Consider the following 16,134-nt stretch of genomic DNA (forward strand, 5'->3'; position numbering starts at 1 on the left):
GAGTACCTGTCCCGCATCGGTGGCGTGGACGCGCTGGTGGTCTCGCCGATGCGGCGGACCCGGGAGACGGCCGAGATCGTCGGCGCGGCCCTCGGTCTCGAGCCGATCGTCGACGAAGGCTGGGTCGAGACCGCGTTCGGCGACTGGGACGGGCACACGTTCGCGGAGATCCAGCAGAAGTGGCCGGACGCGCTGAACGCGTGGATGGAGTCGACCGCCGTCGCGCCGCCCGGCGGTGAGTCGTTCGACGCGTGCGCCCGGCGGGCCCGGTCGGCGCGGGACAAGTTGCTCGCGAGGTACCCGGGCAAGACCGTGGTCGTCGTCACCCACGTGACGCCGATCAAGCTGATGGTGCGGTCGGTGCTGCAGGCGCCGATGACGTCGCTGTTCCGGATGGAGTTGCGCCCGGCAACCGTGACCGAGATCCACTGGTACGCCGACGGCCTCGCGTCCCTCCGCTCCTTCAACGTGCAACCCTCGCTGAGCAGCGTCTGACGGTCCCCGTCTACCGCACGGCCCCTGCTCGCTACGGCGCGGGACCAGCAGGCACGGCTACTCTGACTTCAGCATCCCGCTGACGAGGACGGAGAGTTGACGTGCCGCTGCAGAGGGTCCACTTCGTCGAGGACGTTCCCGAGGTCTTCCGCGCGTCCTTGCAGGACATCCGGCGGGAGCTCGAGGTGCCGGCGGAGTTCCCGCCCGAGGTGGTCGCGGCGGCGATCGAGGCGGCGAAGAACCCGCGGCTGCCGGAGCTCGACCGGACCGCCGTCGAGTTCGTCACCATCGACCCGCCGGACTCGATGGATCTCGACCAGGCACTGCACATCGAGCGCGCCGGCGACGGCTACACGGTTCACTACGCGATCGCCGACGTCGCCGCCTTCGTGCAGCCGGGTGACCCGATCGATCGCGAGGCGCGCCGTCGCGGTGAGACCCTGTACGCGCCGGACAAGCGCACGCCGCTGCACCCGCCGGAGCTGTCCGAGGGTGCGGCGTCGCTGCTCGCCGACCAGGTCCGTCCGGCCGTGCTGTGGACGATCTCGGTCGACGCCAACGGCGAGAGCACCGACGTCGTCTGCGAGCGTGCGCTGGTGAAGTCCCGCGCGAAGCTCAACTACGCCGGCGTGCAGAAGGACCTCGACGCCGGCACCGCCTCCGAGTCGCTCCAACTGCTGCGCGAGGTCGGCAAGCTCCGCGAGCAGCGTGAGCTCGACCGCGGCGGCGTCAACCTGCCGATCCCGGACCAGGAGATCGTCACCTCCAACCACGGCTGGGGGCTGGAGTTCCGCGCACCGCTTCCGGTCGAGGGCTGGAACGCGCAGATCTCGCTGCTCACCGGGATGGCCGCCGCGGACCTGATGATCGGCGGCGAGATCGGCATCCTGCGCACGCTGCCGGAGTCCCACGAGGACCTCCGCCGCAAGCTGGGCGCCACGGCCAAGGCACTCGGCATCGACTGGCCGGAAGGAACGTCCTACGCCGGGTTCATCCACGGGCTGGATCCGAAAGTGCCGGCGCACGCCGCGATGCTGGCGGCGTGCACGGTGCTGTTCCGCGGCGCCGGGTACACCGCGTTCTCGGGGTCCGTGCCGGAGCGGCCGCAGCACGCGGCGATGAAGGCGGAGTACGCGCACGTGACCGCGCCGCTGCGGCGTCTGGTCGACCGGTGGACCAGTGAGATCTGCCTGGCGCTGTCCGCGGGCACCGAGGTGCCCGGCTGGGTGCGCGAGTCGATGGACGACATCCCGAAGATCATGGACGACGCCGACCGTCGCGCCAACGCCTACGAGCGTTCCATCGTCGGCATGGTCGAGGCCGGCCTGGTGGCCGAGCAGGTCGGGTCGGTGTTCGACGGCGTCATCACCGAGGTCGACCAGCGCGAGAACACCCGCGGCACCGTCGTCCTGTCCACCCTCGCGATCGAGGGCCGCGTCAACGGTCCGACGCCCCTGCCGCTCGGGCAGGCGGTTCGGGTGAAGCTCGTCGAGGCCGACATCGCCAAGCGTGTGGTCGCGTTCGAGCTAGTCGCCTAGGTAGTCCTCGACGGCCCTGGTCGTGCGTTCGAGGTCGCCGGTCGCGAGCAGGTCCAGCAACGCGCCACGCAGCACCGCCAGTACGGCGGTACGTCGTGCTTCCGCCTCGGCGGTCCCGGGGTCCGGCTGACTCGCCTTGAGCAGCTCGAGCCAGTCGTCCACGGTCGAGCGGCCGTAGTCGGCCCAGGGGCCGTCCGGTGCGACCAGCGAGCGCCCGTACGCCTCCACCCAGAACTTCATCAACGGCCGCCGTTCGGGTGCCGCGAGCCACGTCCACAGCTCCTGCGCGACCACGGTCAGGCCGGGCGGCTCGTCGTACCGGCTGTCGAGCTGGCGCAGCAGCTCGAGCTCGTCGGCGCGGGCGCGGGCGAGCAGGGCCCGGATCAGGCCGTCCTTGCTGTCGAACAGGAACAGCAGCACCCGCGGGCTGGAGCCGATCGCGGTCGCGAGCGGGCGGAGCGACAGGTCGGCCAGCCCGTGGGTGAGCGAGTAGGCGTAGGCGCGCTCGAGCAGATCCTGCTGGCGGGCGGAAGGGACTGGCTTCGCGGTCGGCACGAGGTTATTATCGCTGACTGAAACAGTCGTGTCAGTAGATAGGGGCGCTGGATGACGTCGATCAGGAAACTGGGGGAGCCGGGCGACCTCGGCTGGGTGGTGCAGGCACACGCGGAGATCTACGCGGCGGAGTACGGCTGGGGGTTGTCGTACGAGACGCTGATCGCGCAGATCGTGACGGCATACGCGAGTGAGCACGACGACTCGCGGGAGGCCGCGTGGATCGCCGAGGTCGACGGACAACGGGCCGGCAGCATCTTCTGCGTCCATGGTCCGGACGAGGCGACTGCTCAGCTCCGGCTGCTGCTGGTCACGCCGGAAGCACGTGGGCTCGGCCTCGGCGGTGAACTGGTCGACACCTGTCTGACCTTCGCCCGCGCGGTCGGCTACAAGCGGATGGTGCTGTGGACCAACGACCCGCTCGTCGCGGCGCGGCACATCTACCTCGCCCGCGGCTTCCGGCTGACCGGGTCCGAGCCGCACGACTCGTGGGGCACGAGCCTGGTCGGGCAGACCTACGAACTCGACCTCGGCTGAGGGGTTCTAGCTGCTGCAGGCCGGAGCGCCGGGAGCCGGGACGCGGTAGATCGCGTGCGCGAGGAACGTGCTGACGTAGCCGTTCTGGACGCGGAGCGCGTGCCGCGGACCGGCACTGCCGAGCGGGAGGTACTTCCGCAGCGGTAGCGCCAGGTAGTACGCGCCGTAGTCGGTGAAGTTGTAGTGGCTCGTCCCCGGGACGGTCGCGCACCACGACGTAGCATTGCTTGCCTTGAGCAACGATAGTGTGCGGTCGCGGTCCTCGTCGCCGCGAGCGTCCGGGCCGCACACTCCGGTGATGCAGGAGTCGTCGGCGCCGAGCAGCAGGATCGGCGCCTGCACACCCTTCGTGACGACCTCGCCGTACGGGACGCCGTCCAGGTCGACCGCCGCCGCACAGCGACTGTCGGTCCGGCAGGCCTCCAGCGCCGCCGCGCCGCCGAACGAGTGGCCGACGTACGACGTACCGACGCCGGACTCGACGCTGTTCGGCAGTTGCCCGGCCACCATCGAGCCGGCGAACCGGGCGTCCGCGGCCCAGATGCCGGCCAGGTGATCGCCCTGCTTCTCCAGGTCGTCCGGCTTCGCGGCTTCCTTGCTCTCGACCTTCTGTCCGCCGAGGACGGTGAGATCCGCGCTGTACGTCGGGGTCACGCCGGCGACCAGGTAGCCATGGCTCGCGAGGTCCTCGGCGAGACTCGCGTACATCGGCGCCGACAGCCCAAGCCCCGGCATCAGCACGACAACCGGGAACCGTCCGGGCGCGACGGCGACGCGGTCGAACGCCGGGTCCTTGAGCGTGTCGAACGATCCTTGGAACACGGAGGCCGGGGATCCGAGTTGGAGATCGCTCCACAGCCCTGGCGCGTACTGCACCTTGCGGCCGGTCGTCTCCTTGGCCACCGGGTACCAGAGCCAGACGGACAGCTTCCGCCGGCCCTCGCCGTACGGGTCCTTGCGAGCGGTGTCGGTCCACTCGAAAGTCCGCCGGCCGACCTGGTGGTTTCCGGTCGGATCTGGGAGCGCCACCGGCTCCGATCGCTGGACGGCTACCCAGCCGACGTAACCGCTGCCGGCGAGCAGCACGACGAGGAGGAGGATGACGATCCCCGTCCGCATTCGCCGTACACCTCTGCGCGCCACCCTCCAAGCCTGCCATCCAACTGGTCCGCCGGCAGCCCGCGTGGGTCGGCGACCGATACCAATGGGTCGGCGGACCAGCACGCGTGGGCTGACAGACGGTGGAGGGAACGGGCCGGTCTGTAAGCCGGATTCTGTGATCGGCGATCATCCATCTACGGTGCTCGTTGCCGGGCACCTCCAGCGGCCTACCCGCGAGCTCGGGCGGGCAGCCCTCGAACGCTCGCGCGGACGACGGTTGCCCGTCGTCCTTCTTGGCCTTGCTCCACGTGGGGTTTACCGAGCCTCCGCAGTCACCTGCGGAGCTGGTGGTCTCTTACACCACCCTTTCACCCTCACCCGCACTCCGGTGAACCACGGGGTTCACCGGAGCCGCTGGCGGTCTGCTTTCTGTGGCACTGTCCCGCGGGTTGCCCCGGGTGGGTGTTACCCACCACGCTGCCCTGTGGAGTCCGGACTTTCCTCGGCGCCCACCGGTGGGTGGACGACGCGATCGCCCGACCGACCCGTTCCTTCTTTCAGGATACGGCCTCCGCCGTCACCTCCGGCCAACGGCCGTCGGCTGCCCGCTCGTACGGGCGCACGTCGACCACGGCGTCGAGGTTCAGCGGGCCGTAGATGTGCGGGAAGCTGATGCCGATGGCGTCCAGGTCCTCGTCGCACAGCGCGGACACCAGTCGCTCGGTGTCGATCACCAGTAGGCACAGCGGCTGCCGGACGTCGGCGTACACGAAGTTCGCGACCATGGCCACCTGCTCGGGCCGGGACGCGTGGATGAACGTCGCACCGTCGTCGAGGCTCTTGCCGCGCGTCGACCACCGGTAGCAGCCGGCCTGCTTGGCGGCTTCCCACTGGTCCGGGAACGCGATGTGCAGAATCGTCGCCATGACCCAACGCTAATGGTTGAAGGCTTGGTCTAGGGTGCTCGACATGGCGAAGGATGAGACTACCGAGCCCACGTCCGAGGCGGCCGCAGAGACGAAGGCCAGCACGCCGACCGACGACCTGGTGTCGACGCAGCACGTGTTGCCGGTCGGGCGGAAGAAGCTGAAGTACACCGCGACCACCGGGCGGATCGTGCTGCGGCAGGAGGTGCTGACCGAGGGGAAGTTCGACGGGCACCGGCCGAAGGCGGAGGTGTTCCTGACCGCCTACACGCTGGACGACGCCATCGCCGCCGACCGGCCGGTGACGTTCGCGTTCAACGGCGGTCCGGGTTCGTCGAGCATCTGGCTGCATCTCGGTCTACTCGGTCCGCGCCGGGTCGTGTCCGGTGACGCCGGTGAGCTCGCGCCCCCGCCGTACGGGCTGGTGGACAACGCCGAATCCCTGCTGCAGCACAGTGACCTCGTGTTCATCGACCCGGTGTCGACGGGTTACTCGCGGACCGTGGAGGGCGAGAAGCCGGGCGACTACCACGGGTTCACGCGCGACCTGGAGTCCGTCGGTGAGGTGATCCGGCTGTGGACGTCGCGCAACGGGCGGTGGATGTCGCCGAAGTTCCTGGCCGGTGAGTCGTACGGTACGACGCGCGCCGCCGGACTCGCCGCGCACCTGCAGGAGCGGTACGGGATGTACCTGAACGGCGTGATGCTGATCTCCGCGGTGCTGGAATTCGGCACGCTCGACTTCAGCCCGGGCAACGACCTGCCGTACACCCTGTTCCTCCCGTCGTACGCCGCCATCGCGCACTACCACGGCCTCGTGCCGGACCGGACGCTCGACGAGGTGCTCGCGGACGCCGAGCGGTTCGCCGCCGGTCGCTACCCGAATGCGCTTGCTCAGGGCAACCGGATTCCCGACGACTACCGGGCCGAGGTGGTCACCCGGCTGGCGTCGCTGACCGGGCTGTCCGAGGACTACCTCGACCGGGTGAACCTGCGGATCGAGCACATGCGCTTCTTCGCCGAGCTGCTGCGTTCACGCCGCCAGGTGATCGGCCGGCTGGACGGCCGGTTCACCGGCTGGGACGCGGACTACGCCGGCGAGACGCCGGGCAAGGACCCGTCGTTCAGCGCGATCATCGGCCCGTACACGGCGGCGCTGAACCACTACGTCCGGGTCGAGCTGGAGTACGAGAACGACCTGCCGTACGAGATCCTCAACGTGGACGCGGCGAAGAACTGGTCGTTCAAGGAGTTCGAGGGCCAGCAGATCACCGTCGCCGAGAAGCTCGCCGAGGCGATGCGCGTCAACCCGCATCTCCGGGTCCACGTCGCGTCCGGCCACTACGACGGCGCAACGCCGTACTTCGGCACCGAGTACACCCTCGCCCGCCTGCAGATCCCCGCCGAGCTGACCGCGAACATCGAGACGAAGTACTACCCGGCCGGCCACATGATGTACCTCCACGAGGACTCCCGCCGCCGGCAGTCCGACGACCTCGCCACCTTCATCCGCTCAGCCTCCAACCGGTGAGCGTCCCCAGCACCGCCGGAGGGCGCCGTAACAGACTGCGCGCGTGCTGCGTGCTGGTCAGGGGAGGGTGAGGACCTCGGCGCCGGAGTCGGTGACCACGAGGGTGTGCTCGAACTGGGCGGTGATGGAGTTGTCCTTGGTGGTGGCGGTCCAGCCGTCGTCCCAGAGGTCGTACTCGTAGGTGCCGAGGGTGAGCATCGGCTCGATGGTGAACGTCATCCCGGGCTCGATCACGTCGTCGAAGCGCTCGTCGTCGTAGTGCGGGATGATCAGCCCGGAGTGGAACGACGTGGCGATGCCGTGACCGGTGAAGTCGCGGACGACGCCGTACCCGAACCGCTTGGCGTAGGACTCGATCACCCGGCCGATGATGCTGACCTGGCGGCCCGGCCGGACCGCCTTGATGCCGCGGTTCAGCGCCTCCTCGGTGCGCTCGACCAGCAGCCGGACCTCTTCGTCCACGTCACCCACGAGGAAGGTCGCGTTGGTGTCGCCGTGCACGCCGTCGAGGTACGCGGTGATGTCGACGTTGACGATGTCGCCGTCCTCGAGCGGACGGTCGTCGGGGATACCGTGACAGATCACCTCGTTGACCGAGGTGCACAGCGACTTCGGGTACCCGCGGTAGCCGAGGGTCGACGGGTACGCACCGCGCTCGACCAGGTACTCGTGCCCGATCGCGTCGAGCTCGTCGGTGGTGACACCGGGCTTCGCGGCCGCACCGACCGCCTGCAGGGCCTGCGCGGCGAGCTTGCTCGCCACCCGCATCCGGTCGACGATCTCCGGCGACGTGACGTAGGAACCGTCGTACGGCGTCGGGCCCGGCTTCCCGACGTACTCGGGGCGCGGGATGGACGCGGGACTTCGCGGCGCGGCGAAACGGTGCCAGGAGTGAGAGACGACATGGTGGGATCATTGTAGTGAGCTGCGACAAGACTCCCGGGAGGCGGTCATCCAGATGAGCGACGATCACAGCAACGAGTGGTACTACAACGTCAAGACCGGCAAGGTCGAGCCGTACCAGGGGGAGAAGGCCGGCGACCGGCTCGGACCGTACAACTCGCCGGAAGAGGCGGCCCGCGCACTCGAGAAGGTCCAGGAACGCAACGAGGCCTGGGACAACGACCCGAAGTGGAACGACGACTGACGACGGCCGCGCGGAGAACGCACCCCAGGCCTGGAACACACCGAGGGGCACCACCGTTTCCGGTGGTGCCCCTCAGTTCTTGTCGGTCGGCGTCGCGTGCGAGCTGACGCCCGGCTCAGCGGGTGACCCGCCGGGCCGCGGTCTTGCGGGCCGGAGCCTTGCGAGCCGGCGCCTTCTTCGCGGCGGTCCGCTTCGCCGGTGCCTTCTTGGCAGCCGTCTTCTTCGCGGCGGTCTTCTTAGCCGCGGTCTTCTTGGCGGGCGCCTTCTTCGCGACCGTCTTCTTCGCGGGCGCCTTCTTGGCCACGGTCTTCTTGGCCGTCGTCCGCTTCGCCGGCGCCTTCTTCGCGACGGTCTTCTTCGCCGTCGTCTTCTTGGCGGTCGTCTTCTTGGCCGGGGCCTTCTTCGCGACCGTCTTCTTCGCCGTCGTCTTCTTGGCGGCGGTCTTCTTCGCAGCAGTCGACTTCTTGGCGGCGGTCTTCTTGGCAGGCGCCTTGGAGACTGCCTTCTTTGCCGCACTCACCTTCTTCGTCACTGTCTTCTTCGCTGCGCTGACCTTGCGCGCGGACGTCGTCCTCGCGGCGCTGGTCTTCTTGGCGACAGTCTTCTTGGCGGGAGAAGCCTTTTTGGCTGTCGCCTTCCCTGCGGCTGCCTTCTTGGCTGGCACTCTGCCTCCTTGGTGCGGCTGAGGAAAACCACGGTGGATTCCTCGTCGTCATGATGATGACAACACTTGGTGGCTACGTAAAGCACCCGAAACGTTTTCAGGTTAAGGCGTCCTGATCGCACGCAGGCGCGCAAATGCCGAAAATCCTTGTGCAGAAGGGATTCCGCCGCGCTAAGAGGATGCCTGAAGGGTGTAAGAATTTCTTGACGACACGCGCACAAAGTTCGTGTCGAACGGCCGGATCGGCGAGTGTTGTCCTCGGCAACGGCCTGCGCGAGGTGAGGTGACGGACATGCCGGAGAGCACGTACGACGACCGTGCGGACGACCACGAAGGCACTCGATGAGCGAGCACACGGACGACCTCGGCAACGTCGTCGTACTGCCGTCGGAAGTGCGCCGCGTGGTCAGCATCGTGCCCTCGTTGACCGAGTCGATCGCAGTGACGCACGAGCACTTGCTCGTGGGTGCGACGGACTGGTGCACGCACCCCGCACAGCTCGACGTGACCCGCGTTCGCGGTACCAAGAATCCCGATCTCGACGTGGTCGGCGCACTCGATCCGGATGTCGTGATCGCGAACGCCGAAGAGAATCGCAGTGTCGATCTCGACGCGCTGCGTGCGCGCGGAATCGCGGTCTGGACCACCTCGCCGACCACCGTCGCCGAATCACTCGTCTCACTCGAACGCATGCTGTCCGCGATCACCGGTGAGTCGCCGCAGTGGTTGTGGCAAGCACGCGAGGTGTGGAGTACGCCGTATGCCGGGAAGCGCCGGCGGGCCGTCGTACCGATCTGGCGCCGGCCGTGGATGGCATTGGGGCGGGACACATTCGCGGGGGATCTGTTGTCGCGGATCGGTATCGACAACGTGTTCGCGGAATCCGGTGAACGTTATCCGCTGTTCGACCCGGACGCGTTGCCCGGTTACGACATCGCGGTGCTGCCGGACGAGCCTTATGCGTTTACTCCGGACGACGGTCCGGAGGCATTCACGCGGCCGGCGAAGTGTGTGTCCGGCCGCCATCTGACCTGGTACGGGCCGTCGCTGGTCGAGGCGCGGGAACTGCTTTCCCGGCAACTCGGCTGATACTCGTCCAGTGGCCGGACCTCGTGCCGAACGGACGGCGGCAGTGACGTGCGACACGACCCCTGCTCGGTCAACTAGCGCGTTAGGGTTGCCTCACCTACACTCGCTGCGTGCCGTCAGTGACCGCGAAGAAGAAGTGCTGCAAGGACAAGCCGAGGTGCAAGAAGTGCCCGGTCGTCCTCAAGCGGCTCGCCGATGCCGGCTGCGCCGAGCGGCTCGATCGCGTTCACTACAAGGTCGACAAGAAGGTCAAGAAGAAGGTCCTCAAAGAGGCCCGCGGCCGCTGACCGTGGCCCTTCAGGCGGCCCGGCCGAACGGTGTCAGGACGCGCGGCGGAGAGTGATCGCGTCGGCCGCCTGGCGGAGCAGGCCGGGGATGGTGACGTGGGCGGCCTGTCCGGTCGCCTCGAGGTCGTCGCCGTACCACCAGCCGTGCGCGCTGATGGTCTCCAGCTCGAGTTGCTCCTGGTTCGCGAACGTCACGTCGACGCCCTCCACCGCGGCCGCGAAGAACGTCTGGTGCTGGATGACCAGGCATCCGCCCCACTCGTACTCGATCGTGTTCGTCGCCACGGGCGTACCAAGGGACTCGATCGGCAGGTGGACGCCGACCTCCTCGCGCAGTTCCCGGCTGGCCGCCTGCACGACCGTCTCGCCGGCCTCGACACCGCCGCCGATGGTGAACCAGTACGGCGTCTGCGGCTTCAGCGGATCCCAGCCGTGCAGCAGCAGCACCCGGCCGTCGGGACGGACCGGCAGCACGCGGGCCGTCGTACGCCGGACGACGGTGCCAGGTGGTGGCAGACGATGATCGCTCACACAACAAAACGCTAGACGACACAGGCGGTCCGGCGTCGGCTGTTGCGGCGCGTCCGGTGATCGTTGCCACCGACACCGGGTGAGACGATCGATCCATGACGGCGACGATCGGCTTGGGACTGGCAGCACTCGGGCGCCCCGGGTACATCAACCTCGCACACGACGAGGACCTGCCGCCGGGCCGCGCGATCGGGGACCTGAGGACGCGAACACACGAACTGCTCGAACAGGCGTGGCGAGCCGGTGTCCGCTACTTCGACGCCGCGCGTTCGTACGGTCTTGCCGAAGTCTTCCTCGGCGAGTGGCTCACGCCCGAGCGCCGCGACCAGCTCACCATCGGATCGAAATGGGGCTACACGTACGTCGCCGACTGGCGGCACGAGGCGGACACGCACGAGGTGAAGGACCACTCGCTGGCGACGTTCGAACGGCAATGGCCCGAGACCCTTCGAGCGCTTGGTGGACCACCGGACTTCTACCTGGTCCACAGCCTCACGTCGGACAGTCCGGCTCTCGACGATCCCGAGTTGCTCGACCGGCTCGGTCAGCTCGCGGCCGACGGCGTACGGGTCGGATTGTCGACAAGCGGACCACGCCAGGCCGAAACGCTGCGCAAGGCGCTCGCGCTCAGCGGCCCGTTCACCGCGGTGCAGTCGACCTGGAACGTGCTGGAGACGTCCGTCGGACCGGCGCTCGCCGAGGCGCACGATGCCGGGTGGTTCGTCGTGGTGAAGGAAGCGGTCGCCAACGGCCGTCTGACGGACAAGGCCGGTCGGACGCCGTTCAACGAGCTCGCTCGTCGGCGCGGGGTCGCGCCGGATGCGCTGGCGATCGGTGCGGCTGTCGGGCAGCCGTGGGCGGATGTGGTGCTGAGCGGCGCGAGCACGGCGGAACAACTCGCAAGCAACCTCGCGTACGAGGTGGCGGGGCCGCTGGAGGAGTTCGCTCAGCAGGCTGAGGAGTATTGGACCGAGCGGTCGGGATTGCCTTGGATCTGAAGGCTGGTTGCCCGTCGACCGCAACAACCGGTGTGCGCGTGGGGTGGATCAGAACGTGTGCTCGTTCGCGGGGAACGCTCCTGATGCGACGTCGGCCGCGTAGGAGGTGGCTGCGGAGGTGAGGATGGCTCTCAGGTTGGCGTACTGCTTGACGAAGCGGGGCATGGTGCCGGAGCGCATGCCGGCCATGTCCTGCCAGACGAGGACCTGGGCGTCGGTGTCGCGGCCGGCGCCGATGCCGATGGTGGGGATGGTGACGCGTTTGGTGATCTCGGCGGCGACGTCGCCGGGGACCATCTCGAGGACGACGGAGAACGCGCCGGCTTCGGCAAGGGCGATGGCGTCGTCGATCAGGCCGGCGGCCTGGTCGCCGCGGCCCTGGACGCGGTAGCCGCCGATGCTGTGTTCGCTCTGCGGGGTGAAGCCGATGTGCGCCATCACCGGGATGCCGGACTGCGTGAGCTTCTCCACCATCGGTACGACGGTGCGGCCGCCCTCGAGTTTGACCGCGTGCACACCGGCTTCCTTCATGAAGCGGACGGCGGTGTGGAACGCCTGCTCGGGGGACGCCTGGTACGAGCCGAACGGGAGGTCGGCAACGACGAGCGCACGTTCCACGGCGCCGGCGACGGCACGGGCGAGCGGGATGAGTTCGTCGACGGTGACCCGGAGCGTCGTCTCGTAGCCGAACACGTTGTTCGCGGCGGAGTCGCCGACGAGCAGGACGGGGATGCCGGCCTGGTCGAAGATCTCCGCGGTGTACTGGTCGTACGCCGTGAGCATCGCCCACTTCTCGCCACGGTTCTTCAGGTCGCGGAGGTGGTGGATCCGGTACCGGCGCGGCCGCTTGCTGCCCTCACCCGGCGCGGTCGAGGACGCATTCCCCGGCGACCCGGCGTTGTTCTGAGGTGGAGTCTGCGCGGGCGGCTCAGCGACCGACGCGGCCGGCTGGTCGGCGGATCCGGTCGGTTGTGCGACCGGGCCGGACGGCTGAGCACCGGACGGGGCCGGTTGGGCGCGCCGGGCGCGGTGGGAACCGGTGTGCTCCGCGGCGACCTGACTCGGTGCGTCCTGCTGGACGTCCGCGCGTCGCCGCGCGCCGACCGGCTTGGACTGTTCACTCACCGGCGTGTTGCTCTCGTACTCCGCACTCGGGTCGGACAGGTAGCCGTTGTCCGACTGGCCTCCGGACTCCTGTCCGTACTTTCCTTCCAGCATCTCCGGCAGGTACGCCGTGATGGTCGGGGTGTCCAGGTTGTTGCCGCGCGGCGGGTTCGCAGGCTCGGGGGCGCGCCGGGGGTTCGGCTGGCTCGGCTGCTGGCCAGGAGGCGGTGGCGTCGCCCCCTGGCTCGACGTGTTCGACTGAGCCTGAGCCTGAGGCTGAGGCGGCTGGTGCTGCGCTTGCTGAGGCGGCGGCGAGGTGACGCCGTTGTTGTGCCCACCCGGCGCCGGAGCCGGTGCAGGCGCACTCCAGTTGCTCGTTCCGTTGGAGCCGTGTGGTGCCGGCGGGTGCGGCGTCACGCCGTTGCTACCGGCATGTGGGGGAGCGGGCTGGCGCTGCTGCGGCGGGCCCGGTGGCGGTACCGGCCGAGTGTTCGGAGGTACGCCGTTGCTCCCCGGGCCGAACGGACTCGGACGGCCCTGCTGCTGCGGAGGTCCTGCCGGTGCCTGCTGAGGCTGCTGCGGCCGGTACGGGCTCTGCTCCTGGTACTGACCGAACGGCGACTCTTCCCGATTCTGACCGGGCTCGCCACGACCGGGCTCGCCACGACCGGGCTCGCCACGACCGGGCTCGCCACGACCGGGCTCGGCGGACCCACCGCCGTAGTACTCCGGCCGTCGCTGCGGCGGCTCGCCGTACGGGCGCTGCTGTGGCTGGTCGCCGTACGCGCGTTGCTGTTGCTGCTGCGTGGGCGGTGGCGGCGGTTCCGGCAGGTACGGCGGTTTCGGGACGTACGGCTGCTGCGGCACCGGCCCGCGCTCGTACGACCTGGGGGCGCTCGGCAGTGACGGCGAGGGGTCGAGTCCGAGGCCGTTGCCGCGGTCCCGCCAGGTGTCGTCGCCGTAGTCCGAGCGGCGGTGCTCCTCGGTTGTCCGGTTCTTCGGTCCGGTCCCGTACGGCGAGGGCAGTTCGTCGTCGTCCTGGGTACCGGCCGACAGGAAGTTGTCAACCATGCCTTCATCGTCCCACCGTTGCGGAGGGTGAGCGCTACCGGCTGCACCTGAACGATTGCCCAGATCGTCGGCGGGCAGGCCGGAGCGGTCCGCGGGTTCCTCGGGGGTGCCCCACGGGGTGTCGGAGGTCGGTCGGTACCGCCAGGAATCAGTCAGTGCTCTCCGCCACCTTCCGTGCCCCCTCACCTGTCGCCGGTGTCTGCGGATCGGCGTCCCCGGTCACGTGCGCCGCCTTGCGGGCGTCCTCGCGCCAGGCGCTCGTGATCGGCAGCCGACGGTCCCGGCCGAATGCCTTGTGGGTGATCTTCGGTCCCGGTGGGAACTGCCGGCGCTTGTACTCCGCCTTGTCGACGAGCTGGATCACCTTGCTCACGAGCTCGGTGTCGAACCCGGCCGCGACCAGTTCGGCGCTGCCGCGGTCCTGCTCGACGTAGTCGTCCAGCATGTCGTCGAGCAGGTCGTACGGCGGCAGCGAGTCGGTGTCCTGCTGACCCGGGCGGAGCTCGGCCGACGGCGGTTTGGCGATCGAGTTCTCCGGGATCGGCGGCTGCTGGCCGCGGGCCTTCGCGTCCGCGTTCCGCCACTTCGCCAGCCGCCAGACCACCGTCTTCGGGACGTCCTTCAGCGGCGCGTACCCGCCGACCGCGTCGCCGTAGATGGTCGAGTAGCCGACGGACAGCTCGGACTTGTTGCCGCAGGCAAGAACCAGGTGGCCGTCGGCGTTCGACAGGCCCATCCAGATGACCGCCCGGACCCGGGCCTGCAGGTTCTCCTCGGCCAGGCCGGTGAGTCCGAGGGTGTCGATGAACGGCTGCACCATCGGCTGGATCGGGATCACCCGGTAGTTCAGACCGGTGCGGGCGGCCAGCTCGGCGGCGTCGTCGCGGGAGTGGTCGCTGGAGTACACACTCGGGTTGGAGATTCCGAAGACGTGCTCGGGCCCGACCGCGTCACAGGCGATCGCGGCGACCAGCGACGAGTCGATCCCGCCGGACAGGCCGAGCAGCACGGACTTGAAGCCGTTCTTCTGCACGTAGTCGCGCAGGCCGGTGACGATGGCGCCGTACATCTCGGCCTCGTCCGCGAGCCGCGGCGCGACCGCGGCGGCGATCCCTTCGTACGCCGGGAGCGCGTCGTCGTGGATCACGGTGTGCACGATCTCGATGCCCTCGTGCGTGCCTTCCGGCGTACCGCTCGGCGCGGGCAGGTCGAGGTCGACCACCATGCTGCCCTGCTCGAACTGCGGGGCCCGGGCGAACACCTTGCCCTCGGCATCGGCGATCAGCGAGTCGCCGTCGAAGACCAGCTCGTCCTGGCCGCCGACCAGGTTGACGTAGGCCAGCGAGCAGCCGGCCTCGCGGGCCCGGCGGCTGACGAGCTCACCTCGGACGTCGTCCTTGTTGGCCTCGTACGGCGAACTGTTGATGACGAGAAGCAGTCCGGCGCCGGCGGCCTTGGCGACGGCGACCGGGCCGCCGTCCTGCCAGAGGTCCTCGCAGATCACCAGGGCGACGTCGACGCCGTGGACCCGGACCACCTGCAAGGTGCTGCCGGGGACGAAGTGCCGGAACTCGTCGAAGACGCCGTAGTTCGGCAGGTGGTGCTTGACGGCGCTGGTGACGACGCGACCCTGGTGGATCACCGCGGCGGAGTTGGTCGGGGAGCCCTTCGGACGGCCGAGCCGGTCCACGCCCATCGCCGTACCGGTAGCGCGGTCGAGGTAGCCGCAGACCACGACGATGTCGCCGAGACCCTCGTCGGCCAGCCGGGCGGCGAGGTCCTGGATCCGGGCCTGGGACGCGTCCACGAACGACGCCCGCAGGGCCAGGTCCTCGACCGGGTAACCGGTCAGCGCCAGCTCCGGGAAGGCCACCACGTGCGCGCCCCGCTCGACGGCGTTGCGGGTCCACGCGACGATCTTCTCGGCGTTCCCGTCGATGTCGCCGACGGTCACATTGAGCTGAGCGAGAGCAACCCGAAGCTGAGGCACGGGAGCACATTACTGGTTCGTTGGCTCGAACCCACCCCCGATGTAGGTGTTGATCAAACCCAGGTTGTCCTCGAACGGATCCATCGCGTCGACGGTGAGGTGCTCGCCGGTCAGCGGCGGGTACTCCGCCCGCATCCGGTCGACGTGGTCCCAGCCCACCTCGTGCCAGCCGGGAATGGCCCGCTGCCGGCGTTCCAGCCGTCGCCGATGTTCGGTTTCGTCAGTACAAACACACTCGACGACGAACAGCCGGGACCCGAAGCGCGCCGCGGTCCTTGCCCACCGGTCGGCGATCTCGTCGTCGAGCAAACAGTCGACGATCGCGGACTGACCGAACATGAGTTGCCGTCTGATCAGCGTCCCGAGCAGGTCGTAGTACAGCGCCAGGAACGCCGGCCTGCTGAGGCCGTCGAGCACTCCGTGCGGCTTCAGCGCCCCGAGCAGCCAGTCGCCGGCGAAGACCGGGACACCGGTGCGTTTGCCCATACCCTCGGCGAGGCTGGACTTGCCGGTGCCCGGTAGGCCGGTGATGGCGAGGAGGGTCATGGGGTGGTGACGAGGTCCAGTTCC

At 69.0% G+C, this 16,134-nt stretch carries 16 protein-coding genes, 1 other RNA gene and 1 pseudogene; 8 read left to right on the plus strand and 10 right to left on the minus strand.

The window, feature by feature from the left end:
* Positions 1 to 495 (plus strand): histidine phosphatase family protein (locus tag E1218_RS29295; RefSeq protein WP_202866255.1); only part of this gene is annotated, 495 nt, incomplete at its 5' end.
* 101 nt (positions 496 to 596) lie between these two features.
* Positions 597 to 2,033: an RNB domain-containing ribonuclease gene (locus tag E1218_RS29300; RefSeq protein WP_132326049.1), complete on the plus strand. Its 1,437-nt coding sequence runs from the start codon at positions 597 to 599 to the stop codon at positions 2,031 to 2,033.
* Here the strand turns inward: E1218_RS29300 and E1218_RS29305 are convergent.
* Complete coding sequence (locus tag E1218_RS29305; protein ID WP_132326051.1) at positions 2,022 to 2,588, minus strand: TetR/AcrR family transcriptional regulator; 567 nt, start codon at positions 2,586 to 2,588, stop codon at positions 2,022 to 2,024. The two genes, E1218_RS29300 and E1218_RS29305, sit on opposite strands and share 12 nt — an antisense overlap.
* A gap of 51 nt (positions 2,589 to 2,639) precedes the next feature.
* On the opposite strand from E1218_RS29305, the gene E1218_RS29310 reads away from it, so the two are divergent.
* Positions 2,640 to 3,125, plus strand: coding sequence for a GNAT family N-acetyltransferase (locus E1218_RS29310; protein ID WP_132326053.1), 486 nt, complete (start codon positions 2,640 to 2,642; stop codon positions 3,123 to 3,125).
* 6 nt (positions 3,126 to 3,131) lie between these two features.
* Here the strand turns inward: E1218_RS29310 and E1218_RS29315 are convergent, their stop codons facing one another.
* The 3 genes from E1218_RS29315 to E1218_RS29325 form a co-directional block, all read right to left on the minus strand.
* Positions 3,132 to 4,244, minus strand: a complete 1,113-nt coding sequence (locus E1218_RS29315) for an alpha/beta hydrolase family protein (RefSeq protein WP_132326055.1) — start codon at positions 4,242 to 4,244, stop codon at positions 3,132 to 3,134.
* A gap of 128 nt (positions 4,245 to 4,372) precedes the next feature.
* Positions 4,373 to 4,774: RNase P RNA component class A (gene rnpB, locus E1218_RS29320), an RNA gene on the minus strand.
* A gap of 9 nt (positions 4,775 to 4,783) precedes the next feature.
* Complete coding sequence (locus tag E1218_RS29325; protein WP_132326057.1) at positions 4,784 to 5,152, minus strand: DUF952 domain-containing protein; 369 nt, start codon at positions 5,150 to 5,152, stop codon at positions 4,784 to 4,786.
* Between the two features lie 43 nt (positions 5,153 to 5,195).
* On the opposite strand from E1218_RS29325, the gene E1218_RS29330 reads away from it, so the two are divergent.
* Positions 5,196 to 6,683 (plus strand): S10 family peptidase, encoded by a 1,488-nt coding sequence (locus E1218_RS29330; protein ID WP_132326059.1) that lies wholly within the window; start codon positions 5,196 to 5,198, stop codon positions 6,681 to 6,683.
* A 57-nt stretch (positions 6,684 to 6,740) separates the two neighbouring features.
* Here the strand turns inward: E1218_RS29330 and map are convergent.
* A pseudogene (gene map, locus E1218_RS29335) lies at positions 6,741 to 7,588 on the minus strand (type I methionyl aminopeptidase).
* Positions 7,589 to 7,641: 53 nt separating this feature from the next.
* On the opposite strand from map, the gene E1218_RS29340 reads away from it, so the two are divergent.
* Positions 7,642 to 7,830, plus strand: a complete 189-nt coding sequence (locus tag E1218_RS29340; protein ID WP_132326063.1) for a hypothetical protein — start codon at positions 7,642 to 7,644, stop codon at positions 7,828 to 7,830.
* 115 nt (positions 7,831 to 7,945) lie between these two features.
* Here the strand turns inward: E1218_RS29340 and E1218_RS29345 are convergent, their stop codons facing one another.
* Positions 7,946 to 8,494 (minus strand): histone H1-like repetitive region-containing protein, encoded by a 549-nt coding sequence (locus tag E1218_RS29345; protein WP_132326065.1) that lies wholly within the window; start codon positions 8,492 to 8,494, stop codon positions 7,946 to 7,948.
* Positions 8,495 to 8,836: 342 nt separating this feature from the next.
* Here E1218_RS29345 and E1218_RS29350 point away from each other — a divergent pair, with 342 nt between their 5' ends.
* Positions 8,837 to 9,583, plus strand: a complete 747-nt coding sequence (locus E1218_RS29350) for a helical backbone metal receptor (protein WP_132326067.1) — start codon at positions 8,837 to 8,839, stop codon at positions 9,581 to 9,583.
* A 110-nt stretch (positions 9,584 to 9,693) separates the two neighbouring features.
* The gene (locus tag E1218_RS36285) at positions 9,694 to 9,870 is read left to right on the plus strand and encodes a hypothetical protein (RefSeq protein ID WP_165949469.1); all 177 of its coding nucleotides are present in this window, start codon (positions 9,694 to 9,696) and stop codon (positions 9,868 to 9,870) included.
* Between the two features lie 33 nt (positions 9,871 to 9,903).
* On the opposite strand, the gene E1218_RS29355 is transcribed toward E1218_RS36285, so the two are convergent.
* Entirely contained in the window at positions 9,904 to 10,401 is a 498-nt protein-coding gene (locus E1218_RS29355) for an NUDIX hydrolase (RefSeq protein ID WP_132326069.1), read from the minus strand.
* A 95-nt stretch (positions 10,402 to 10,496) separates the two neighbouring features.
* Between E1218_RS29355 and E1218_RS29360 the strand changes: the two genes are divergently transcribed.
* Positions 10,497 to 11,399 carry an aldo/keto reductase gene (locus E1218_RS29360; protein ID WP_132326071.1) on the plus strand — a complete coding sequence of 301 codons (903 nt, stop codon included), beginning with the start codon at positions 10,497 to 10,499 and terminating at the stop codon, positions 11,397 to 11,399.
* Positions 11,400 to 11,447: 48 nt separating this feature from the next.
* Here the strand turns inward: E1218_RS29360 and panB are convergent, their stop codons facing one another.
* The 3 genes from panB to E1218_RS29375 form a co-directional block, all read right to left on the minus strand.
* Positions 11,448 to 13,574, minus strand: coding sequence for a 3-methyl-2-oxobutanoate hydroxymethyltransferase (gene panB / locus E1218_RS38290; protein WP_407657644.1), 2,127 nt, complete (start codon positions 13,572 to 13,574; stop codon positions 11,448 to 11,450).
* A 148-nt stretch (positions 13,575 to 13,722) separates the two neighbouring features.
* On the minus strand, positions 13,723 to 15,564 hold the full coding sequence (locus E1218_RS29370) for an NAD+ synthase (RefSeq protein WP_233712554.1): 1,842 nt from the start codon (positions 15,562 to 15,564) through the stop codon (positions 13,723 to 13,725).
* A 9-nt stretch (positions 15,565 to 15,573) separates the two neighbouring features.
* A partial coding sequence (locus E1218_RS29375) for an AAA family ATPase (protein WP_233712555.1) occupies positions 15,574 to 16,134 on the minus strand: 561 nt, incomplete at its 5' end.

The sequence above is a fragment of the Kribbella turkmenica genome (assembly GCF_004348725.1).
GTDB lineage: Bacteria > Actinomycetota > Actinomycetes > Propionibacteriales > Kribbellaceae > Kribbella > Kribbella turkmenica.

Bases quoted from the DNA above. Each gene is read 5' to 3' on its own strand.
- E1218_RS29315 (WP_132326055.1), bottom strand. From the start codon at position 4,244: ATGCGGACGGGGATCGTCATCCTCCTCCTCGTCGTGCTGCTCGCCGGC.
- panB (WP_407657644.1), bottom strand. From the start codon at position 13,574: ATGGTTGACAACTTCCTGTCGGCCGGTACCCAGGACGACGACGAACTG.
- E1218_RS29350 (WP_132326067.1), top strand. From the start codon at position 8,837: ATGAGCGAGCACACGGACGACCTCGGCAACGTCGTCGTACTGCCGTCG.
- E1218_RS29325 (WP_132326057.1), bottom strand. From the start codon at position 5,152: ATGGCGACGATTCTGCACATCGCGTTCCCGGACCAGTGGGAAGCCGCC.
- E1218_RS29310 (WP_132326053.1), top strand. From the start codon at position 2,640: ATGACGTCGATCAGGAAACTGGGGGAGCCGGGCGACCTCGGCTGGGTG.
- E1218_RS29360 (WP_132326071.1), top strand. From the start codon at position 10,497: ATGACGGCGACGATCGGCTTGGGACTGGCAGCACTCGGGCGCCCCGGG.
- E1218_RS29340 (WP_132326063.1), top strand. From the start codon at position 7,642: ATGAGCGACGATCACAGCAACGAGTGGTACTACAACGTCAAGACCGGC.
- E1218_RS29330 (WP_132326059.1), top strand. From the start codon at position 5,196: ATGGCGAAGGATGAGACTACCGAGCCCACGTCCGAGGCGGCCGCAGAG.